This is a genomic window from Microbacterium sp. MTN4-26 (assembly GCF_042846595.1).
Classification (GTDB): Bacteria; Actinomycetota; Actinomycetes; order Actinomycetales; family Microbacteriaceae; genus Microbacterium; species Microbacterium luteum.
The window spans coordinates 15,572-33,083 of the sequence record NZ_BTGO01000017.1; the positions used below are offsets into that span (position 1 = coordinate 15,572).

The following is a 17,512-nucleotide window of genomic DNA, read 5'->3' on the forward strand; positions in this document are numbered from 1 at the left end:
GGGACCGTGAGTGGGGCTACCAGGACTTGAACCTGGGACCTCTTCATTATCAGTGAAGCGCTCTAACCGCCTGAGCTATAGCCCCGTGTGGAGTGACGACCGGGGCCGTCAACCTCCAAGACTTTACCCGATGTGCGCGATATTCACGAAATCGGGTGGACGCGGGTCAGTTCGAGGTGAACCCGACGAGGAGGCCGCCGGTGACCTTGACCGCGAGGTTGTAGACGCCGGCGACGACCGCACCCATCACCGTGACGACGACGAGGTTGAGGATCGCGACGACCGACGAGAACGCGAGCACCTGCGGGAAGCCGACGAACGCGCGGATCGACACCCCGCCGTCGGAGAAGCTGGTGAAGAACTCATCGACCTGGTCGATGATCCCCGTCGTCTGCACGATGGCGAAGACCAGGAGGTACGCCACGACCGTGGCGATCGAGATCGCGACCGCTGCCAGGAACGAGAGCTTCACGGCGGACCAGAAGTCCACGTAGACCAGACGCAGGCGTACCTGCTTCGCGCTGGCCTTGGAACTCGATTTCTTCGCGAGCTTGTCGGCTACCGTGCTCATGCGTCCATACTCTTCTCAGTCGACTGGGAATCGTCCGAGGGGGCAGACGGGTTCTCTTCCTCGGCGGCTTCTTCGGCCACGGCCCGCTCGATGTTTCGCGCGATCGCGAGGATCTTGTCATCCTCGCTGAGGCGGGCGAACACCACACCCATGGTGTCGCGACCCTTGGCGGGCACCTCGGCCACGGCAGAGCGTACCACCTTGCCGCTGGCAAGGACCACCAAGACCTCGTCGTCGCTGTGCACCAGCAGCCCGCCGGCGAGAACGCCCCGGTCATCGTGGAGTTTGGCGACCTTGATGCCGAGACCGCCCCGACTCTGAGTGCGGTACTGAGCCACTTCCGTGCGCTTGGCGTAGCCGCCGTCGGTCACCACGAACACGAACTCGTCGTCCTTGGCGACCGACGCCGAGAGCAGGCTGTCACGGTCGCGGAACGTCATTCCCTTCACGCCTTCCGTCGCGCGCCCCATCGGGCGAAGCGCATCGTCGGTGGCGGTGAAGCGCAACGACATGCCGTTCCGGCTGATGAGGAGGATGTCCTCGCCCTCGTCGATGAGAAGGGCGCTCACCAGTTCGTCCTCGTCGCGCAGCCGGATCGCGATGACCCCACCCTGGCGGTTGGTGTCGTAGTCGGTCAGACGCGTCTTCTTCACCAGCCCGCTGCGGGTCGCGAGCACGAGGTAGTCGGCGACGTTGTAATCGCGGATGTCCCGGATCTGCGCGATCTCCTCGTCGGGCTGCAGCGCAAGCAGATTCGCGACGTGCTGCCCCTTCGCGTCACGCCCTCCCTCGGGCACCTCGTACGCCTTGGCGCGATACACCCGTCCCTTGTTCGTGAAGAACAGCAGCCAGTGGTGCGTGGTGGTCACGAAGAAGTGCTCGACGACGTCGTCGGCTCGCAGCTGGGCGCCGCGTACGCCGCGTCCGCCCCGGTGCTGTGAGCGGTAATTGTCGCTGCGGGTGCGCTTGATGTATCCCGCACGGGTGACGGTGACGACCATCTCCTCCTCGGGGATGAGGTCTTCGACGGACATGTCTCCGTCGAACCCGTGCAGAATGTGCGTGCGACGGTCGTCGCCGAACTTGTCGACGATCGCCCCGAGCTCGTCGCGCACGATTCCTCGCTGGCGCGTGGGGTCGGCGAGGATCTCCTGATAGTCCGCGATCTGAGCTTCCAGCTCCGAAGCCTCATCGATGATCTTCTGGCGCTCCATCGCAGCCAGGCGTCGCAGCTGCATCGCGAGGATGGCGTCCGCCTGGATGTCGTCGATCTCGAGCAGCGATTTCAAGCCTTCGCGCGCGTCGTCGACCGTGGGCGAACGACGGATGAGTGCGATGACCTCGTCGAGCGCGTCGAGCGCCTTGAGATACCCGCGCAGGATGTGCATGCGCTCTTCGGCCTTGCGCAGCCGATACCGGGTCCGTCGCACGATGACATCGATCTGGTGTTCGATCCAGTAGCTGATGAACCCGTCGAGTGCGAGCGTGCGGGGAACGCCGTCGACGATCGCGAGCATGTTCGCCCCGAAGTTCTCCTGCAGCTGGGTGTGCTTGTAGAGGTTGTTGAGCACGACCTTCGCCACGGCGTCGCGCTTGAGGACGACGACCAGCCGCTGGCCGGTGCGGTCACTGCTCTCATCACGGATGTCGGCGATGCCCGTGATCTTCCCGTCGCGGGCCAGGTCGCCGATCTTCACGGCGAGGTTGTCCGGGTTCACCTGGTAGGGCAGCTCGGTGATCACCAGGCAGGTGCGGCCCTGGATCTCTTCGATCGCCACGACCGCCCGCATCGTGATGGAGCCGCGCCCGGTGCGATAGGCATCGCGGATGCCCCGGGTTCCGAGGATCTGCGCACCGGTCGGAAAGTCCGGCCCCGGAATGCGCTCGATGAGCGCCTCGAGGAGCTCTTCCCGAGTCGCTTCGGAATTGTCGAGCGCCCACAACGCTCCCGCCGCGACCTCACGAAGGTTGTGCGGGGGGATGTTGGTGGCCATTCCGACCGCGATGCCGACCGACCCGTTGACGAGCAGGTTCGGGAAGCGCGACGGAAGAACCGCGGGCTCCTGAGTCTGACCGTCGTAGTTGTCCTGGAAGTCGACGGTCTCCTCTTCGATGTCGCGGACCATCTCGAGGGCGATGGTCGCCATCTTGGTCTCGGTGTATCGCGGAGCGGCGGCGCCCATGTTGCCGGGCGAGCCGAAGTTGCCCTGCCCCTGTGCGAGCGGGTAGCGCATCGACCACGGTTGCACGAGACGCACGAGGGCGTCGTAGATCGCGGTGTCACCGTGCGGGTGGTACTGACCCATGACCTCGCCGACGACACGAGCGCACTTCGAGAAGGACTTGTCGGGGCGGAACCCGCCGTCGTACATGCCGTAGATCACGCGGCGGTGCACCGGCTTCAGGCCATCCCGCACGTCGGGAAGCGCACGGCCCACGATGACCGCCATCGCGTAGTCGAGGTAGCTGCGCTGCATCTCCAGCTGCAGATCGACCTGATCGATCTTGCCGTGATCATGTTCGGGGACGGGACGTTCTTCGTCAGCCATCGTTCATCTTCCGTTTCGTGCGTTTCGTCTCGTCGCTTCGCTCCTCGCTCGAAGAGCGAGGCTTCCCGGTCGTTGAGCGAGCGAAGCGAGACGAAACGCCAACGACCATGCTGTGTCTAGATGTCGAGGAAGCGGACGTCTTTGGCGTTTCGCTGGATGAACCCGCGACGCGACTCGACGTCTTCTCCCATGAGCACGGAGAAGATCTCGTCGGCTGCCGCGGCATCGTCGATCGTCACCTGCTTGAGGGTGCGGGTCGTGACATCCATCGTCGTCTCCCACAGCTCCTTGGCGTTCATCTCGCCGAGACCCTTGTACCGCTGCACGCCGCTATCCTTAGGGATGCGCTTGCCGCTGGCGAGGCCGTCGGCGAGGAGGGCATCGCGCTCGCGGTCGCTGAAGACGTACTCGTGCGGCGAGTTCGACCACTTCAGGCGATAGAGCGGAGGCTGTGCCAGATAGACGAAGCCCGCCTCGATCAGGCCGCGCATGTAGCGGAACAGCAGGGTCAGCAGGAGCGTCGTGATGTGCTGTCCGTCGACATCGGCATCGGCCATCAGCACGATCTTGTGATAGCGGGCCTTGGAGATGTCGAAGTCCTCGCCGATACCGGCGCCGAACGCCTGGATCATCGCCTGCACTTCCTTGTTCGACAGCGCCTTGTCCAAGCGTGCGCGCTCGACGTTGAGGATCTTGCCGCGCAGCGCGAGGATCGCCTGCGTGTGCGGATCCCGGCCCTGCACGGCAGAACCACCGGCGGAGTCGCCCTCCACGAGGAAGATCTCGCTGACCGAGGGGTCTTTGCTCGTGCAGTCCTTGAGCTTGTCGGGCATCGCAGCCGACTCGAAGACGCTCTTGCGGCGCGCAGTCTCACGAGCTTTGCGCGCTGCCATGCGGGCGCTGGCGGCGTCGATCGCCTTGCGGACGACGTTCTTCGCCTGCTGCGGATACCGGTCGAACCAGTCGCCGAGCTGGTCACCCACGACCTTCTGCACGAACGCCCGCGCTTCCGTGTTGCCGAGCTTGGTCTTGGTCTGGCCCTCGAACTGCGGCTCGGACAGCTTCACGGAGATGACGGCGGTGAGTCCCTCACGGATGTCCTCACCGGTGAGGTTGTCATCCTTCTCCTTCAGCATGTTCTGCGCACGCGCGTAGCGGTTGACCAGCGCGGTCAGAGCCGACCGGAAGCCTTCCTCGTGCGTGCCGCCCTCGTGCGTGTTGATCGTGTTGGCGAAGGTGAAGACGTTCTCGGTGTAGCTCGTCGTCCACTGCATCGCCATCTCCATGGCGATCTTGCGGTCGGTGTCCTCCGACTCGAAATCGATGATCTCGTCGTTGACGACCTCGGCGTGACGCACCTTGTTGAGGTACTCCACGTAGTCGACCAGGCCCCGCTCGTAGAGGAAGCTGTCGTGACGCGCATCCGGCGTCTCGGTTCCGGTGCTGGGCTCGACGTCTTCGACGTAGGCCTGAGCGCGCTCGTCGCGCAGGTCGATGCGGAGACCCTTGTTCAGGAAGGCCATCTGCTGGAACCGGGTGCGCAGCGTGTCGTAGTCGAACTCGACCGTGTCGAAGATGTCGGGATCGGGCCAGAACGTGATGGTGGTTCCGGTCAGCTCGCTGTCTTCGCCCTTCTCCAGCGGGGCGATGGGCTGTCCGCCGTCGCGATAGGACTGTCGCCATACCGATCCCTGCCGGTGCACCTCGACCTCGAGACGGTAGGACAGCGCATTGACGACGGATGAACCGACGCCGTGGAGTCCGCCGGAGACCGCGTACCCGCCCCCACCGAACTTGCCGCCGGCATGCAGCACGGTGAGGACGACCTCGACCGTCGACTTGCCCTCGGTGCGGTGCATGTCCACGGGGATTCCACGACCGTTGTCCACCACGCGGACGGCGCCGTCCTCGAGGATCGTGACCTGGATCGTGTCGCAATGACCGGCCAGGGCCTCATCGACGGAGTTGTCGACGATCTCATACACCAGGTGGTGGAGTCCGCGCTCCCCCGTCGAACCGATGTACATGCCGGGGCGCTTGCGCACCGCCTCCAGGCCTTCGAGCACCTGAATGGCGTCTGCCCCGTACTCGGTGGGTGTCCCCGTGGGGATGGGTGCGGCGTCGTCGGCCGCGTCCTCGGGAACGCTGTCGGGGTTCTGGGACGTCATGGGTGAAGGCGCTCCACATCTGTCGGAGGGATCGGCTCCACTCTACCAAGTTCGTCGCGCTCAGATCGGTTATACGGCCCTGTGGCGCGATGAAATCGGCACAGATATGGCGGGACGTGGGTCATCCGTAGGTATCGCGAGGGCCCCGCCCTGGAACGGCTCTGGTGCCCCATTTCCACGAGGGGACGTCCGGCCCGATGAATCGCACGGTCACGACCCCCGCCTCGGGATACCGACGCACGATCTCGGTGAGGATCTGCGCCCGCATCAGCTGAAGCTGCTTCGCCCAGGCCGTCGAATCGGCCTGGATGGTCAGCGTGCCGTCGTGGAACGACACCGGACGCGTGCGCTCGGCGGTGTCGGATCCGGCGACCTCGGCCCACGTGCGCACCACGTCCTCGCGCGCCAGCTGGCCCTCCCAACCCGCCTGGCGCGTGAGCTCCGTGAGCACGTCGGCCACACCGCGCGGGTCGCGCCCCGCTGTGAACGGCTGGTTCTCGTCGTCGCGCACCCGGCGCCGCCGGCGCCATGACTTCGACGACGGCTTCAGCCCGCGCAGCCGGAGGTAAGTCGCGACCGTCTCCGGCACCTGCTCCGACGAGACGTCATCCATCGTGCGGCTCCTCCTCCGGGAGGATACGACCCGCATCCACCCGCACCACCTGGGTGCGCAGCGGCGGCGGCACATCCTGCTCCACCGCCGCGGTGACCACGACCTGCTCGTATCCCCGGGCGACCTCGGCGAGGCGCACTCGTCGATCGGCATCGAGCTCCGCGAACACGTCGTCGAGGATCAGCACCGGATCACCGAGCAGCGAATCGGCGCGAAGGAGCTCCGCTGACGCGAGGCGAAGCGACAACGCGACCGACCAGGATTCCCCGTGCGATGCGTAGCCCTTGACCGGGAGCCCTCGCACCTTCAGCACCAGGTCGTCACGGTGGGGACCGACCAGTGTGACGCCGCGCTCGAGCTCCGCCGTGCGTCGCGCGGCCAGGGCGTTGCGGAACTGGTCTGCGATGGGCGTCGCCGACACCGCGCTCTCGCTTCCGGTCTCGTCTTCCTCCGGATCACCGCCTTCGACCGACAGCGCCCACTGCAGCCGAGGCCGATGGTCTGCGCCCGCGATGGCCGTATAAGCGTCGGCGACGGGGGTCGCGAGGTCATCGGCGAGGCGCAGGCGCGCCTCGATCACCTGGGCGCCGAGCGTCACGAGCTTGTCATCCCACACATCCAGCGTCGACAGACCGTCGCCCTTCACGCCGCGGGCACGCGCGGACTTCAGCAGTGCGTTTCGCTGCTTGAGCACGCGATCGTAATCCTGCAGCACCGAAGCCATGCGCGGTGCGCGCTGGATGAGGAGCTGATCGGCGAACCGGCGGCGAGCCGAGGGGTCACCCCGCACGATCTGCAGGTCTTCGGGAGCGAAGAGGACGACCTGCGCATATCGGGGAAGCTCGGCGGTCTTCACCGGTGAGCCGTTCACGCGCGCCTTGTTGGACCCCTGCCGGTTGACCTGCAGTTCGAGGGTGACGCGTCGCTCGCCGTGACCGAGTCGGGTGCGGATGAACGCCGACTCCTTGCCCTCCCGCACCATCGGGGCATCCTGCGACACCCGGTGAGAGCCGAGTGTGGCGAAGTAGGCGATCGCCTCGGCGAGGTTCGTCTTGCCCTGGCCGTTCCGACCCACGAACACGTTCGGACCGGGTCGCAGCGCCACATCGGCAGCCGCATAGTTGCGGAAGTCGACGAGTGAGAGCTGCTCCACGATCACCGGTACAGCCTAATGATCGCCTCGGACGTCACCCGGATGCGCTCACCTCAGCAGCAGGTTCGGCTGGAGCAGGTACTTGAACGTGTCCTCTCCGCCCTTGTCCACCGAGGTCTGGGGCGTGATCAGCACGGGGCTGAGCTTGTTCGCGTTCTCGCTCGAGGTGAAGGTCACGCGCGCGAACTCGCTGCGCACCGCACCGAGCGACTCGAGGAGGTACTGCGGATTCAGCCCGAGCGTGACATCGTCGCCGCCGGACAGGGTCGCGTCGACGGATTCGCTGGCCCGCGCCTGCTCGGTGCCGGAGGCATCCATCGAGACGCTGTCGGCTGCGAACGTGAACCGGAGCGGGGCGGAGCGGTCGAGAACCAGCGCCACACGACGCACGGCCTCGGCGAGATCGGCGGTGTTCACGACAGCGTGGTGCTCGGTCTGCTCCGGGAACAGACGGCGGACCGGCGGGAAGTTGCCCTTGATGAGGAGCGAGGTGACGGTCTTGTTCCCCGCGGTGAAGGCGATGATCTCGCGGTCGCCGCTGCCCGAGAAGGCGATCGAGATGTCACCCGAGTGCGCGAAGGTCTTGCCGACCTCGGTCAGCGTGCGCGCGGGCACGAGTGCCGTGGCGTCGGAACCGGTCGTTCCGCCGTCCCACGGGATCTCGCGGAGCGCGACGCGATAGCGATCCGTCGCCACCAGGCTCAGGCGACTCCCGGTCACTTCCAGCTGCACGCCGGTGAGAACGGGGGTGACGTCGTCACGGGACGCGGCGAAGGCGACCTGCGCGATGGCGGTCGCGAACTCCTCCCCGGGAACCAGCCCCGATTCACCCGACACCTCGGGAATCGCCGGGTACTCCTCGACGGGCATGGAGGACAGGGTGAAGCGTGCGGAACCGCACGTGAGCACGACGCCGTCTTCGGGATCGACCGAGATCTGAATCGGCGCGTTCGGCAGACGACTGGCGATGTCTGACAGGAGACGGCCGTGAACCAGGATCGTGCCCGGGTCGTCGACCGTCGCGTCGATGGTCGTTCGGGCCGAGGCCTCGTAGTCGAACGCCGACAGCGACAGCCCTTCGTCCGACGTCTCGATCAGCACGCCCGCGAGAATCGGCTGCGGGTTGCGCTGAGGAAGGAGCTTGACGACGAATGAGACGGCTTCGCTGAAGACATCGCGATTGACCTGGAATCTCACGTACGCTCCCTCGACCTCGGGCATGGGGTTTCTCATGCTACTGCCCTGTGCGGCCCATGCTAGTGCCCGACCGGCGCTCGTCCGCATCCGTGCCGGCGCATCCGATCCCTCGAGCTCGAACCCTTGAGGTCATCGAATCGCCCTCTGCTTAAGTTCTTGTTCTTCATCTTGTTAACAACTGTGGAAACTGTGGATAAGTCGGTGGATCCCAGTGCGCTCTAGAGAACTACAAACGTGTGAGATGTGGAATCGATGCGGAATCACGCGGGAAGCCGTCTGTGGGGAAACAGCGGGGTCACGGCGTCTTCCACAGGTGGATGCCGTTTCGTTCACATGTCGAGGCGATGCATCCCCAGTTATCCACAGGTTTTCCACACTGTGAAGAACGCACATGATGGCGTGGCTATGCGTCCGCTGTCAAGTGCGGATGTGAGGTGAGGGAACCCTCAGCGCATTCGGCCGAGCTGCGCGGTGATCTCGGTCACCTGGTTGTAGATCGAGCGACGCTCCTTCATGAGGTCGCTGATCTTCTTGTATGCGTACATGACGGTCGTGTGGTCGCGGTTGCCGAACAGCTGACCGATCTTCGGAAGCGACAGGTTCGTGCGCTCACGGCACAGGTACATGGCGATCTGCCGGGCGATGGCCACGGCCTGCGAACGGCTGGAGCCGTAGAGGTCGTCGACGGTGAGCTTGAAGTACTGAGCGGTCGCCTGGATGATGTCGGTCGGCGAGATGACGTTCGCGTCGTCCTGATCGACGATGTCGCGGAGCACCGTCTGTGCCAGCGACATGTCGAGGTTCGACCGGTTCAGACTGGCGAAGGCCGAGACGCGGATGAGGGCGCCCTCCAGCTCCCGGATGTTCGAGGACACGACCGTCGCGATGTACTCCAGCACCTCGTCCGGGATGTGCAGTCGCTCGCTCTGCGCCTTCTTGCGCAGGATCGCGATGCGGGTCTCGAGATCGGGAGCCTGCACATCCGTGATCAGTCCCCACTCGAAGCGGGAGCGCATCCGATCCTCGAAGCCGGTGAGGTGCTTCGGAGGCACGTCGCTCGTGATCACGACCTGCTTGTCGTGATCGTGCAGCGTGTTGAAGGTGTGGAAGAAGGCCTCCTGCGTCTCGGCGCGACCCTGGAGGAACTGGATGTCGTCGATGAGGAGGATGTCGACGTCGCGGTAGCGCGCCTGGAACGCCGAGCCGCGGTTGTTCGCGATCGAGTTGATGAAGTCGTTCGTGAACTCTTCGCTCGAGACGTATCGCACGCGAATGCCCGAGTACAGACTCATCGCGTAGTCGCCGATGGCGTGCAAAAGATGCGTCTTGCCGAGCCCCGAGTCGCCGTAGATGAACAGCGGGTTGTAGGCCTTCGCGGGGGCTTCGGCGACGGCGACCGCCGCTGCGTGGGCGAAGCGGTTGGACTGGCCGATGACGAAGTTGTCGAAGGTGTACTTCGGGTTGAGGCGGGTGTCGTTGCGAGATGTGCTTCCCGAAGACTCGACCGGTTCCTCGAAGACCTGTCGCGCGGCCGGCATGGGCGACATCGACGGCGCCGGGACCGCCAGCTCCTGGATCGGGACGGGAGCCGTCAGGTGGGCGTCGATGATGTCGGGATTGACGACGACACGGAAGGTCGCCGCCGGCGGGTCGTAGGCGCCGTTCTGCTCGACGTGGGCGAGCGCCTCCATGATGGGAGCTCGCAGACGCTTGTTCAGCTGAGCGGCGGTGAGGTCGTTGGGCACGTCGAGATAGAGGGTGCCGCCCATGACACCCTGAGGGACGGCGAGGTTCAGAAAGCCGTGGAGCTGAGGAGTGACACGGTCGTCGACGGCGAGGGCCTCCAGAACACGCCCCCAGACGGGGACATCTGGAATCTCGTGCTGCGACATGTAGCCCCCGGGGAAAGTAGATGTTCCACGCCCGCGAGATGACACCGCGCAACCTGTGGATAACTGACCGTGCCACGCTAGTCAGCGGCAGGGCTGCGAGCAAACTCCACTGTAGTTCCGGGCCGCGTGTCCTGACCAGCGGCTTCCCAGCCTTTGTGGATAATGTCGCTTTCGCGCGCGCAGGTTTGAGTCCTGAACGCTGTCGACGTATCCTTACTCAGTTGACTTATGCCCTCGCGGCAGTACTGATACCCCGTCCCCGGAAGAGCGTCCCGAGGACACCCCATCCGGAAGAGATCTCATGAGCAAGCGCACTTTCCAGCCCAACAACCGTCGTCGTGCCAAGAAGCACGGCTTCCGCGCCCGCATGCGCACCCGTGCCGGCCGTGCCATCCTCTCGGCTCGTCGCGCCAAGGGCCGCGACGCCCTCTCGGCCTGATCACACGGTGCTCGCGAGGCAGAACCGACTGACCCGCGGAGCGGAATACAAGGCCGTCGTCCGCCGGGGTGCGCGGTGCGCCGGGGCGAATTCCATCACCTACGTGGTCCAGTCGGGAGACGACAGGGCTGCGCGTTTCGGTTTCATCGTGAGCAAGCAGGTCGGTTCAGCCGTCGTCCGAAACACCGTGCGGCGACGGCTGAAGGCTGTCTGCGCGGGGGCGCTGACCGATGTCCGGCCCGGTGCTGACGTGGTCATCCGTGCGCTCCCGGGCTCGGCGAAGGCCGACTTCGCACAACTGCGTGACGAGGTCGCACGGTGCCTGGCGAGGCGGGCGGCATGAGTGTTCTGCCCTCGTATGCCGTCGGTGCCGGCCGTTGGACCGCATCCGATTCACTTCGTGCGATACCGCTTCTGCCCCGGAACGCCGCTCTGGCGTTGCTTCACGGCTACCGGGCGACCATCTCGCACACGTACGGTGACGTGTGCAAGTACTACCCCTCATGCACCGCCTACTCGGTGGCCGCGGTACAGCAGTACGGCGCCGTGGTGGGAAGTGCGATGACCGCCGCGCGCCTCGCGCGGTGCCACCCCTGGGCGAAGGGCGGCGTCGACGACGTGCCGCTTCGTGAGGACTTCCGTCACGACATCACCCCGCAGGGTTTCGTCGTTCCTGGCTCCACCGGAAAGGACTGATCCCGCGCATGGATCTTCTGAGCTTCGCTTCGTCGGCGACCGAGACATCGGGCGGCGGTGGTTTCGATCTGATCGGCACCATCCTCTGGCCCCTGAAGTGGCTGGTCGAGCTCGTGCTCGTCGCCTGGCACTGGCTGTTCACCGCGATGGGCCTGCCGGCAGCCGAGGGTCTCACGTGGGTGCTCTCGATCGTCGGTCTCGTGATCGTCGTGCGCTCGGCGATGATTCCGCTGTTCGTGCGGCAGATCAAGAGCCAGCGGAAGATGATGGAAATCGCCCCTGAACTGCGAAAAGTTCAGGAGAAGTACAAGGGAAAGCGCGATCAGCTCTCGCGGGAGGCGATGAGCCGGGAGACGATGGCGCTGTACAAGAAGCACGGCACCACTCCGGTGTCGAGCTGTCTGCCGCTCCTGGTGCAGATGCCGGTGTTCTTCGCGCTGTTCAGCGTGCTGAACGACGTCACACGGCACGCACAGGCCGGCATCGGCGGTGTGGGCCTGCTCAATGCGGAGCTGACACAGGAGTTCTACGACGCGAAGCTCTTCGGCGTCGCATCGCTCCACGAGACCCTGATCGACGCCATCAACTCGGGCAACACCACGGCGATCATCATCCTGGTGACCCTCGTGGTGCTCATGATCGCCTCGCAGTTCTTCACACAGCTCCAGATCATCTCGAAGAACCTCTCCCCCGAAGCCAAGACCGGCCAGGCGTACCAGATGCAGAAGATCATGCTGTACGTGCTGCCGTTCGCGTTCGTCTTCTCGGGCGTGTTCTTCCCGCTCGGTGTCGTCATCTACTGGTTCGTGTCGAACCTGTGGACGATGGGGCAGCAGTTCCTCGTCATCCGAGAGATGCCCACCCCCGGGTCGGACGCGGCGAAGGCCCGCGAGGAGCGGCTGGCCCGCAAGGGCAAGGCCATCGACTCCTCCGGCAAGGTGGTGTCGATGGAGAAGTACCAGGCGGAGCAGCAGCGTCTCGTCGAGGAGGCCGAGCGGGCCAAGGCCGCACAGCCCAAGCGGCAGCAGCCGGTCGGCAAGCAGCGGGCGAAGAAGCAGGCGCAGAAGCAGTCCGGACCGTCGGGCGGCAACGGCCCATCGGGTAACGCGAAGTCCTGATCACGGAACGACCCAGAGGAATGATGAGCAGCAACTCCGACACCGCCACCACGTCCGCTCCGGACCGCTCCCCCGCGACGGTCGAGCAGCTCGAGCAGGAGGGTGACGTCGCCGCAGACTTCATCGAGGAGCTCCTCGACATCGCCGACATCGACGGCGACCTCGGACTCGACGTACGGGCCGGGCGAGCATACGTCTCTGTCGAGGCTGAGGAAGAGGATGCCGTGCGCGTTCTGTCTGCGCCGGACACGGTGCAGGCTCTTCAGGAGCTGACGCGCATCGCGGTACAGAACAAGACAGGTCGGTTCTCCCGTCTCATCCTCGACATCGGCGGCTCCCGCGACGCGCGCCAGACGCAGCTGGAGCAGCTCGTGGATCGCGCTGTCGAGCGCCTGGATGAAGGTGCCTCACAGGCGTCCCTTCCCTCGATGTCCAGCTACGAGCGCAAGCTGGTGCACGACATCGTCGCGGAGCGCGGGCTGGTCTCGGAGTCGTACGGTGAGGGAGCGGACCGTCATACGGTCATCCGTCGCCACTGACGGTCGCCGTTTCACGTGAAACATCCATGACCGAACTGGAACCCGAACCGTCGGCTGCCGAGCCCTTGTTCGGCGATCGCATCGGCGCCGCCCGCGCCTTCACTGCCGCACTCGCTGTCCACGGCGAGGAGCGAGGGCTCATCGGACCGCTGGAACTGCCGCGCCTGTGGACGCGTCACATCCTGAACAGCGTGGTCGCCGCACCGCTGTTCTCCGGTCGCGTGGGAGACGTGGGCTCCGGGGCAGGCCTGCCCGGAGTTGTACTGGCGATCGCCCGCCCTGACGTGAAATGGGTGCTGATCGAGCCCATGGAGCGTCGCGTCGCGTGGCTGAACGAGCAGGTGGCAGCGCTGGGCCTCGACAACGTCGAGGTCGTTCGTGGTCGTGCGGAGGAGTGGGCGGATGGTCCGGTGCTCGACCAGGTGACGGCCCGCGCCGTGAGCGCCTTCCGTACACTGATCCCTCTCACCGCTCCCCTCGTCCGTGACGGTGGCGAGTTGATTCTGCTCAAGGGCGCGAACGCGTCGAACGAGATTGCGGCGGCTGAGAAGCAGATTCGTCGCTTCAAGCTGCGCGATGTGCGCGTGGAGACGGTGGGCGAGGGTGTCATCTCCGAACCGACGCGTGTGCTTCGCGCCACGGTCTCCCGCTGACACTCCGCGCCCGCCGATCGAGTAGCGCGCGCCGCGCGCGTATCGAGATCCCGGCCCCACCGGGTGCCGGTGTCGATACGCCGGCTCCACCGCCTACTCGACCACCGCACCGGAATCATCCCGCCGATCGAGTAGCGCACGAAGTGCGCGTACCGAGATCCCGCACAACCGGGTGCCGGTCTCGATACGCCGGCTCCACCGCCTACTCGACCACCATGATGCACCACCCGCCGATCGAGTAGCGCACGGAGTGCGCGTATCGAGATCTCGCCCCACCGGGTGCCGGTGTCGATACGCCGGCTCCACCGGCTACTCGACCACCGCACCGGAATCATCCCGCCGATCGAGTAGCGCACGAAGTGCGCGTACCGAGATCCCGCACAACCGCCGTGCCGAGGCCGTCCTCGTTGTCCGTCCCTCCCCGACGGCTTCATTGCGCACTTTCTCAACGGATGCGTGCATGGTCATCCCATCCCACCCCCGGCAGCGTCACGCTGGTGGTATGCCATACATGTACATCCTCGAATGCGCGGATCGCTCCTTCTACGTAGGGAGTACCCGTGACCTCGACCTGCGAGTCGCTCAGCACAACTTCGGGGAAGGCGCGGAGTACACATTCCACCGTCGCCCGGTGCGGTTGGTGTACTTCGAGGAATACGAACGGATGGATGATGCCTTCCTCCGCGAGAAGCAGGTGCAGGGCTGGGGTCGCGCGAAGCGCATCGCCCTGATCACCGGCCACGTGTCAGCGCTTTCTGCGCTGAGCAAGAAGAGTCGGTTCGCGGGTCGAGATGCCGCTGGCGAACAAGAGGTGGCTGGCGCGTGAGCGTTTCACGTGAAACGGATGCTCCGGATCCCGGTACGCGCTGCGCGCTACTCGACCGGCCGGGGGTGGTGCATCCCGGTGGTCGAGCATGCGGCGGAGCCGCCGTATCGAGACCCTCGGGGTTCGGGATCTCGATACGCGCACTGCGTGCGCCACTCGATCGGCGGGTGGCTCCTCCCGGTGGTCGAGTAGGTGGCGGAGCCGCCGTATCGAGACCCTCGCGATGTGGGATCTCGATACGCGCACTAGGTGCGCTACTCGATCACCGGGAAGGCGTTCCCAAAGGGCGTTTCACGTGAAACTAAACCTTGATGGGATGAAGGATCTCGGTACGCGCTGCGCGCTACTCGATCGGCGGGTGGCTCCCTCCGGCGGTCGAGTAGGTGGCGGAGCCGCCGTATCGAGACCCTCGGGGTTCGGGATCTCGGTACGCGCACTGCGTGCGCCACTCGATCACCGGGAAGGCGTTCCCAAACGGTGTTTCACGTGAAACTAAACCTTGATGGGATGAAGGATCTCGGTACGCGCTGCGCGCTACTCGATCGGCGGGTGGCTCCTCCCGGTGGTCGAGTAGGTGGCGGAGCCGCCGTATCGAGACCGGCGCGGTGGGAGGCACGATCTCGATAGGCGCACTCGCGTGCGCTACTCGATCGGCGGGAAGGCGTTCCCAAAGGGCGTTTCACGTGAAACGAGCCCGTGACGGCGGCTCGGATCTCGGTACGCGCTGCGCGCTACTCGATCGGCGGGTGGCTCCTCCCGGTGGTCGAGTAGGTGGCGGAGCCGCCGTATCGAGACCCTCGGGATTCGGGATCGGTACGCGCACTGCGTGCGCTACTCGATCGGCGGGAAGGTGTTCCCCGCTGGGCCGTTTCACGTGAAACGAGCCCGTGACGGCGGCTTGGATCTCGGTACGCGCTGCGCGCTACTCGATCGGCGGCGTGGCGCTTTCCGGTGGTCGAGTAGGCGGCGGATCCGCCGTATCGAGACCGGCGCGGTGGGAGGCACGATCTCGATAGGCGCACTCGCGTGCGCTACTCGATCGGCGGGAAGGGAGGTGGGCGGGTGGAGTCGGGGGTGCGGGTTAGAGTGGAGTGATGCTCGAAAGAACGCGAAAGAGAGAGCGTTTCACGTGAAACAGCCCGATGAATCGGCCGCGGAATCCCCTTTCTCGTTCGACGACACTCCTCTCGCGCGCGAACTAGCTGATCTGTCCGCGCGCCGCCGCACTCTCGCGAGCGTCGACATCTCCCTGAGTGGCAACACCCGTGTGATCACGGTGTCGAACCAGAAGGGCGGGGTGGGCAAGACCACCAGCACCGTGAACCTGGCGGCGGCTCTCGCATCTATGGGGGCTCGCGTGCTCGTCATCGACCTCGACCCGCAGGGAAACGCGTCGACAGCTCTCGGCGTTCCCCATGACTCCGACACGCCGAGCGTCTACGACGTGCTCATCGACGACTTCCCCATCGCCGATATCGTGCAGAACAGCCCGGAGTCACCGAACCTCTTCTGCGCCCCCAGCACCATCCATCTCGCGGGCGCCGAGATCGAACTCGTCTCGCAGGTCGCGCGAGAGCATCGTCTCAAGACGGCGCTGGACACGTATCTGGCCGAACTCACCGAGCGACTCGACTTCGTCATCATCGACTGCCCACCGTCGCTCGGTCTGCTCACCATCAACGCCTTCACCGCTGCGCAGGAGCTCCTCATCCCGATCCAGTGCGAGTACTACGCACTCGAGGGTCTCAGCCAGCTGCTCGGCACGGTGCGGATGATCCAGAAGCACCTCAACACGGCGCTGTACCTCTCGACGATCATGCTGACGATGTACGACGGCCGCACACGCCTCGCGCAGCAGGTGGCGGAGGAAGTGCGGGAACACTTTCCCCGCGAGGTCCTGCGGACGATGATCCCGCGCTCGGTGCGCGTCTCGGAGGCGCCGAGCTTCGGCCAGACCGTCATCGCTTACGATGGACAGTCGGCCGGCGCCGTCGCCTACCGCGAAGCCGCGGTCGAGATCATCGGGCGAGACAAAGACAGTTCGGTATCGATCGAAGGGACACCCTGATGCCCAAGCGCACGGGACTCGGACGAGGCATCGGGGCTCTCATCCCCACCATCGAGGCGACGGAGGATCGCCCCTCCGACGTGTTCTTCCCCAAGTCGGCGACAGAGGATGACGCCCCCGCCTCGAGCACGGCCGACGTGGTCGACACAGCGGACGAATCTCACGAACTCGTGGCGGTGCCGGGTGCGCGGCTCGCACACGTGGATCCGCACGCAGTCGTGCCGAATCCGCGCCAGCCCCGCACCCACTTCGATCAGGACGACCTCGACGAACTGATCCACAGCGTTCGGGAATTCGGCGTCCTGCAGCCGGTCGTCGTCCGTGACACCGGGGGCGGAAGCTACGAGCTCATCATGGGTGAGCGCCGCACCCGAGCGGCCCGGGCCGCGGGACTCACCTCGATTCCTGCGATCATCCGGGAGACCGCCGACGAGCACCTGTTGCGGGATGCGCTCCTGGAGAACCTGCACCGGTCGGAGCTCAATCCCCTGGAAGAAGCCTCCGCCTATCAGCAGCTCCTCGACGACTTCGGCATCACCCAGGAGGAGCTCGCCACACGGATCGGTCGTTCCCGTCCGCAGATCAGCAACACGATCCGCCTGCTGAAGCTCCCCGTGCCGGTGCAGCAGCGCGTCGCCGCGGGGGTGCTCAGCGCCGGACATGCTCGCGCGATCCTCTCGCTCGACTCCCCCGAGTCCATGCAGAGGCTCTCCGACAAGATCGTGAACGAAGACCTCTCCGTGCGTGCCGCGGAGGCTGCGGCGAAGACCACGGACGCGACTGCCACCAAGAGCGTCAAGCCGCAGGCCGGTGCCCGCAAGGCCTACCTCGACGAGGTGGCCGAGCGACTGGGTGACCGCCTCAACACGCGCGTCAAAGTCAGCCTTGGTATGCGAAAAGGCCAGATCAGCATCGATTTCGCCAGCATCCAGGACCTGAACCGCATTCTCGATGACCTCGGCGAGAGCGGATACGGCGCGAACTAGAAGCCGATCTGTCCACAGGATGGCACGCACGATGCCCGTGTCGG

16 protein-coding genes and 1 tRNA gene are annotated in these 17,512 nt (G+C 65.5%); 9 read left to right on the forward strand and 8 right to left on the reverse strand.

Features of this window, described 5'->3' with window-relative positions; translation table 11 throughout:
• Positions 1–11 precede the first annotated feature (11 nt).
• The 8 genes from ACGG9C_RS13715 to dnaA all read right to left on the reverse strand — a co-directional run bounded on the left by ACGG9C_RS13715 (position 12) and on the right by dnaA (position 10,143).
• Positions 12–85, reverse strand: a tRNA-Ile gene (locus tag ACGG9C_RS13715).
• Between the two features lie 81 nt (positions 86–166).
• Positions 167–571: a DUF3566 domain-containing protein gene (locus ACGG9C_RS13720; protein WP_071044222.1), complete on the reverse strand. Its 405-nt coding sequence runs from the start codon at positions 569–571 to the stop codon at positions 167–169.
• Entirely contained in the window at positions 568–3,120 is a 2,553-nt protein-coding gene (gyrA, locus tag ACGG9C_RS13725; RefSeq protein WP_194384132.1) for a DNA gyrase subunit A, read from the reverse strand. The genes ACGG9C_RS13720 and gyrA overlap by 4 nt, the downstream gene beginning before the upstream one ends.
• A gap of 116 nt (positions 3,121–3,236) precedes the next feature.
• Complete coding sequence (gyrB, locus tag ACGG9C_RS13730) at positions 3,237–5,288, reverse strand: DNA topoisomerase (ATP-hydrolyzing) subunit B (protein WP_194384131.1); 2,052 nt, start codon at positions 5,286–5,288, stop codon at positions 3,237–3,239.
• A 121-nt stretch (positions 5,289–5,409) separates the two neighbouring features.
• Complete coding sequence (locus tag ACGG9C_RS13735; RefSeq protein WP_194384130.1) at positions 5,410–5,901, reverse strand: DUF721 domain-containing protein; 492 nt, start codon at positions 5,899–5,901, stop codon at positions 5,410–5,412.
• Complete coding sequence (gene recF / locus ACGG9C_RS13740; RefSeq protein ID WP_194384129.1) at positions 5,894–7,060, reverse strand: DNA replication/repair protein RecF; 1,167 nt, start codon at positions 7,058–7,060, stop codon at positions 5,894–5,896. Before recF ends, ACGG9C_RS13735 begins: the two co-directional genes overlap by 8 nt.
• Positions 7,061–7,102: 42 nt before the next feature.
• Complete coding sequence (dnaN, locus tag ACGG9C_RS13745) at positions 7,103–8,251, reverse strand: DNA polymerase III subunit beta (protein WP_194385372.1); 1,149 nt, start codon at positions 8,249–8,251, stop codon at positions 7,103–7,105.
• Between the two features lie 446 nt (positions 8,252–8,697).
• A complete protein-coding gene (gene dnaA / locus ACGG9C_RS13750; RefSeq protein WP_194384128.1) occupies positions 8,698–10,143 on the reverse strand; it encodes a chromosomal replication initiator protein DnaA in 1,446 nt (481 codons plus the stop codon).
• 301 nt (positions 10,144–10,444) lie between these two features.
• Here dnaA and rpmH point away from each other — a divergent pair, with 301 nt between their 5' ends.
• The 9 genes from rpmH to ACGG9C_RS13795 all read left to right on the forward strand — a co-directional run bounded on the left by rpmH (position 10,445) and on the right by ACGG9C_RS13795 (position 17,468).
• Positions 10,445–10,582 (forward strand): 50S ribosomal protein L34, encoded by a 138-nt coding sequence (gene rpmH, locus ACGG9C_RS13755; protein WP_071044216.1) that lies wholly within the window; start codon positions 10,445–10,447, stop codon positions 10,580–10,582.
• 7 nt (positions 10,583–10,589) lie between these two features.
• A complete protein-coding gene (rnpA, locus tag ACGG9C_RS13760; protein WP_071044215.1) occupies positions 10,590–10,925 on the forward strand; it encodes a ribonuclease P protein component in 336 nt (111 codons plus the stop codon).
• Complete coding sequence (gene yidD / locus ACGG9C_RS13765; protein WP_194384127.1) at positions 10,922–11,278, forward strand: membrane protein insertion efficiency factor YidD; 357 nt, start codon at positions 10,922–10,924, stop codon at positions 11,276–11,278. Before rnpA ends, yidD begins: the two co-directional genes overlap by 4 nt.
• An 8-nt stretch (positions 11,279–11,286) precedes the next feature.
• Complete coding sequence (gene yidC / locus ACGG9C_RS13770) at positions 11,287–12,396, forward strand: membrane protein insertase YidC (protein ID WP_194384126.1); 1,110 nt, start codon at positions 11,287–11,289, stop codon at positions 12,394–12,396.
• Between the two features lie 23 nt (positions 12,397–12,419).
• On the forward strand, positions 12,420–12,935 hold the full coding sequence (locus tag ACGG9C_RS13775) for a R3H domain-containing nucleic acid-binding protein (RefSeq protein ID WP_194384125.1): 516 nt from the start codon (positions 12,420–12,422) through the stop codon (positions 12,933–12,935).
• A 26-nt stretch (positions 12,936–12,961) separates the two neighbouring features.
• On the forward strand, positions 12,962–13,588 hold the full coding sequence (rsmG, locus tag ACGG9C_RS13780) for a 16S rRNA (guanine(527)-N(7))-methyltransferase RsmG (protein WP_194384124.1): 627 nt from the start codon (positions 12,962–12,964) through the stop codon (positions 13,586–13,588).
• A gap of 502 nt (positions 13,589–14,090) precedes the next feature.
• A complete protein-coding gene (locus ACGG9C_RS13785) occupies positions 14,091–14,414 on the forward strand; it encodes a GIY-YIG nuclease family protein (protein ID WP_194384123.1) in 324 nt (107 codons plus the stop codon).
• Between the two features lie 1,129 nt (positions 14,415–15,543).
• The gene (locus ACGG9C_RS13790) at positions 15,544–16,482 is read left to right on the forward strand and encodes a ParA family protein (protein ID WP_071044211.1); all 939 of its coding nucleotides are present in this window, start codon (positions 15,544–15,546) and stop codon (positions 16,480–16,482) included.
• Entirely contained in the window at positions 16,482–17,468 is a 987-nt protein-coding gene (locus tag ACGG9C_RS13795) for a ParB/RepB/Spo0J family partition protein (protein ID WP_194384122.1), read from the forward strand. The genes ACGG9C_RS13790 and ACGG9C_RS13795 overlap by 1 nt, the downstream gene beginning before the upstream one ends.
• The last annotated feature ends 44 nt before the right edge of the window (positions 17,469–17,512 follow it).